General features: G+C 77.9%; 3 protein-coding genes. All 3 read right to left on the bottom strand.

Annotation, left to right across the window (positions count from 1 at the left end):
* Positions 1-1,874: glycosyltransferase (locus Q6969_RS14360; protein ID WP_317231052.1), on the bottom strand; the 1,874-nt coding region annotated here is incomplete at its 3' end.
* An 8-nt stretch (positions 1,875-1,882) separates the two neighbouring features.
* Positions 1,883-2,965, bottom strand: coding sequence for a glycosyltransferase (locus Q6969_RS14365; protein ID WP_317231053.1), 1,083 nt, complete (start codon positions 2,963-2,965; stop codon positions 1,883-1,885).
* On the bottom strand, positions 2,962-3,408 hold a 447-nt coding region (locus tag Q6969_RS14370), incomplete at its 5' end, for a glycosyltransferase family 9 protein (protein WP_317231054.1). The genes Q6969_RS14365 and Q6969_RS14370, both read right to left, overlap by 4 nt.

Raw genomic sequence — 3,408 nt, forward strand, 5'->3', positions numbered from 1 at the left:
CCGGCGGGCGAGGCGGGCGCCGCGTCCGCGATCGCCGACGCGAGCGCCGCGGCCCGGTCGTTCGCCGTCAGGCGGCTCTCGAAGGAGCGGCAGATGGCGTGCACGGCGACGAGCTGCGCCTCCTGCACGTTCGCCGACGGCCCGTCGAGCGCGATGTGGTCGTCGCAGGCCTCCACGAGCGGGTTCGGGCCGGGGCCGGTCATCGCCCAGGTGGTGGCCCCCGCGGCGCGCGCGGCGGCGGCGGCCTTCAGGAGGTTGGCGCTCCGGCCGCTCGTGGAGAGCAGCACGACGATGTCGCCCGAGCGCGCGTGCGCGTGCACCTGGCGGGCGAAGACCTCGTCGAAGCCGTAGTCGTTGCCGATCGCGGTGACCGCGGACGACTCGGAGTGCAGGGCGATCGCGGAGAACGGGCGCCGGTCGCCGTCGAAGCGGCCCACCAGCTCGCTCGTGAGGTGCTGGGCCTCGGCCGCGGATCCGCCGTTGCCGGCCGCGAGGAGGCGGGCGCCGTGGCTGAGGCGGTCGGCCATCTCGCTGCCCCACGCGGTGAGGCGCGGCGCGTGCGCGCGGAGGGCGTCGAGCACCGGGCCGAGCGCGTCGAGGTGCGCGTCCACCACGGTCGGGTCGGCGGGGAGCCCGTCGACGGCGGCGTCCTGCATGGCCGAGCGGTACGCCTCCGCGGTGCGGGCGGCGACGGTCGCCCACGAGTAGCCGTGCTCCATGCGGTCGCGGCCGGCCCGGCCGAGGCGGCGGCGGCGCTCGGGATCCGCGTGCAGGGCCTCGAGGGCGTCGGCGATGGCGGCGGGGTCGCGCGGCGGCACGAGGATCCCCGTGACCCCGTCGACCACGCTGTCGGTGAGTCCGCCGACGGCGGACGCGACCACGGGCACGCCCGAGGCCATCGCCTCGAGCGGCACGATGCCGAAGGGCTCGTACCAGGGCGCGCAGACGACCACGTCGGCGGTGCGCATGACGGCGGGCATGTCCGCCTGCGAGACGCGGCCGTGCAGGCGCACGCGGTCGGCGACCCCGGCGGCGCGGGCGGCGTCCATCAGGCGGCGGGCCTCGGCGTCCTCGCCGGCGCTCGCGGCGTCGCCGGATCCGCCGACGATCACGAGCTCGAGGTCCCGGCGGCCGCGGCGGTCGAGGATCCCGAGGGCCTCGATCGCGAGGTCGACGCCCTTGCGCGGGACCAGGCGGCCGACCACCATGACGCGCATCGGGCGGCCCGGATCGTCGCGCTCGGCGGGGGCCGCCGCGCGCGGGGTGAAGTGCTCGATGTCCACGCCGCACGGGATCACGGTGATGCGGGCAGCGTCCACGCCGGAGCGCACCAGCTCGGCGGCCTCGTCGGAGCACGTCGCGATGACCGCGTCGGCGCGGCGGCCGACCCCGGGCTCCAGGGCGGCGCGCTCGGCGGGGCTCGTGTCCTCGGCGCCCAGGTGCCGGCGCTTCACGGATCCGAGCGCGTGGAAGGTGTGCAGCACGGGCGGCGCGGGGGCGGCGCCGACGGGCGAGGACGCGAGGCGCGCGGCCGCGTCGAGGGCGGCGACGCCGGACATCCAGAAGTGGCTGTGCACCACGTCGGGGCGGGCGGTGCGCCAGTCGGCGAGGAGGCCGTCGGCGAGCTCGCCCATGTGGGGGAGGAGGTCGTCCTTCGGCACGGCGCGCGGGGGTCCGGCGTCGAGGTGCACGACCTCCACGCCGGGCGCGAAGGCGACGCGGGCGGGCAGCGCCGGGTCGTCGCGGCGCGTGTAGACGGTGACGGTGTGGCCTTCGTCCGCGAGCGCCGCGGACAGCGCCGCGACGTGCACGTTCTGGCCGCCGGCGTCGACCCCGCCGATGGTGGCCAGGGGGCTGGCGTGCTCGGAGATCATCGCGATCCTCATCGTGTCGTCCTCTCGTCGAGCTGCGGGTGCGGGTAGTGCGGGTCGGGGGAGCCGGCGGCGGCGGGTCCGACGGCCGTGCGGCGGGCGCGCCGCCCTGCCGCGGCGTCGACCGCGTCGTGCAGCACGACGTCCATGTCGTGCAGGAAGCGGCCGAGGGAGTAGCGGGCGAGCGCGGCCTCGCGGGCGACGCGTCCGCGGCGGGCGGCCTCGTCCGGATCCGCGACCAGCAGCCGCGCGGCGCGCACCAGGTCGGCCGGGTCCGCGGAGATCGCGCCCGCGTCCGGCGGCACCGCGCGCGAGGCCTCCGTCGCGTCGAGCACCAGCACGGGCATCGCCATGTGCATCGCCTCGAGGAGCGACAGCCCGAGCGAGGTCCACCGGTGCGGGTGCACGTAGGCGCGGAGCCGCGCGAGCTCCGGGTGCATGCGGGCGGTCGGCACGTCGCCGCGGGGCACGAGCCGGCTGTCGAGGCCGGGTCCGCGCTCGCCGGGGAAGGCGGCCGGCAGCAGGTCGGTGCCCATGCCGAACACCTCGACGGGCGCGGCCGCCGCGAACGCCGGCAGCAGGTCGGTGCCGGTGATGCGGCCGCGGCGGACCGGCTCGTTGATGACGGCGCCGAGCGACGCGGCCTCGCCCGTGTAGAGGGCGCCGGGATCCGGGATGCCGTGCTCGACGACCGCGGCGGGCGCGATCCCCGTGTCCCACATGAGCGCGTTGAAGCGCGTGACGTGGACCACCGGGATGTCGGCGCGACCGGCGAGCGGGTGCACCGTCTCGGTCGGGGCGCCGCGCGGGGTGTTGTGCTCGAGGAACACGGCGGCCACGTCGGTGCCGAGGCGGCGGCCGAGGAGCCGCTCCGCCTCGTCGACCTCGGCGACGCGCTGGAGGAGCACCAGGTCGACGGCCGTCTCGTGCAGCAGGGCGGGATCCACCTCGCGGGCGCTCGCGGGCCAGTCGCGTCCGCCGCGGCCGAGGCCCCACGCATCGCGCGCGGGCGTGGCGGGGAGCAGGACCTCGTGCCGGCCGAGGACGAACGAGTCGGTCCATCCGCCGTGGACGTGCCACATCAGGATCCTCATGCGGGCACCTCCGCGGTCGGGCGCGACCCGGTGCCGCCCGTGCCGCCGGTCGTGGCGAGCAGGCGCTCCACCGCGTCGGCGACCTCGGCGGGGGAGACGCCGGACAGGCACGGGTGGCCGGGGACCGGGCAGTCGCGCGCGCGGCTCAGGCGGCACGGCGCGTCCTGGTCGCCGAGCAGGATCACGGGCACGCCGTACGGAGCCCAGCGGATCGGCGGCACGACGGGGGAGAACAGGCTGACCACGGGCAGGCCGACCGCGGCGGCGAGGTGCGCGGGACCCGTGTTGCCGCTCACGAGCACGGCCGCGCGGCGCATGAGCGCGCCGAGGCCCGCGAGGTCGGTGCGGCCGCCGAGGTCGAGGGCGGCGGATCCGGCCACGAGCGCCGTGAGGTCCCGCTCGTCGGGGCCGCCCGTGACGACGACGGGGATCCCGCGGGCGGC

The organism is Clavibacter sp. MX14-G9D, from assembly GCF_032917815.1.
GTDB lineage: Bacteria > Actinomycetota > Actinomycetes > Actinomycetales > Microbacteriaceae > Clavibacter > Clavibacter michiganensis_K.

What these genes read in the sequence shown, in the direction of transcription:
- Q6969_RS14365 (WP_317231053.1), bottom strand. Translation starts at nt 2,965, where the DNA reads ATGAGGATCCTGATGTGGCACGTCCACGGCGGATGGACCGACTCGTTC.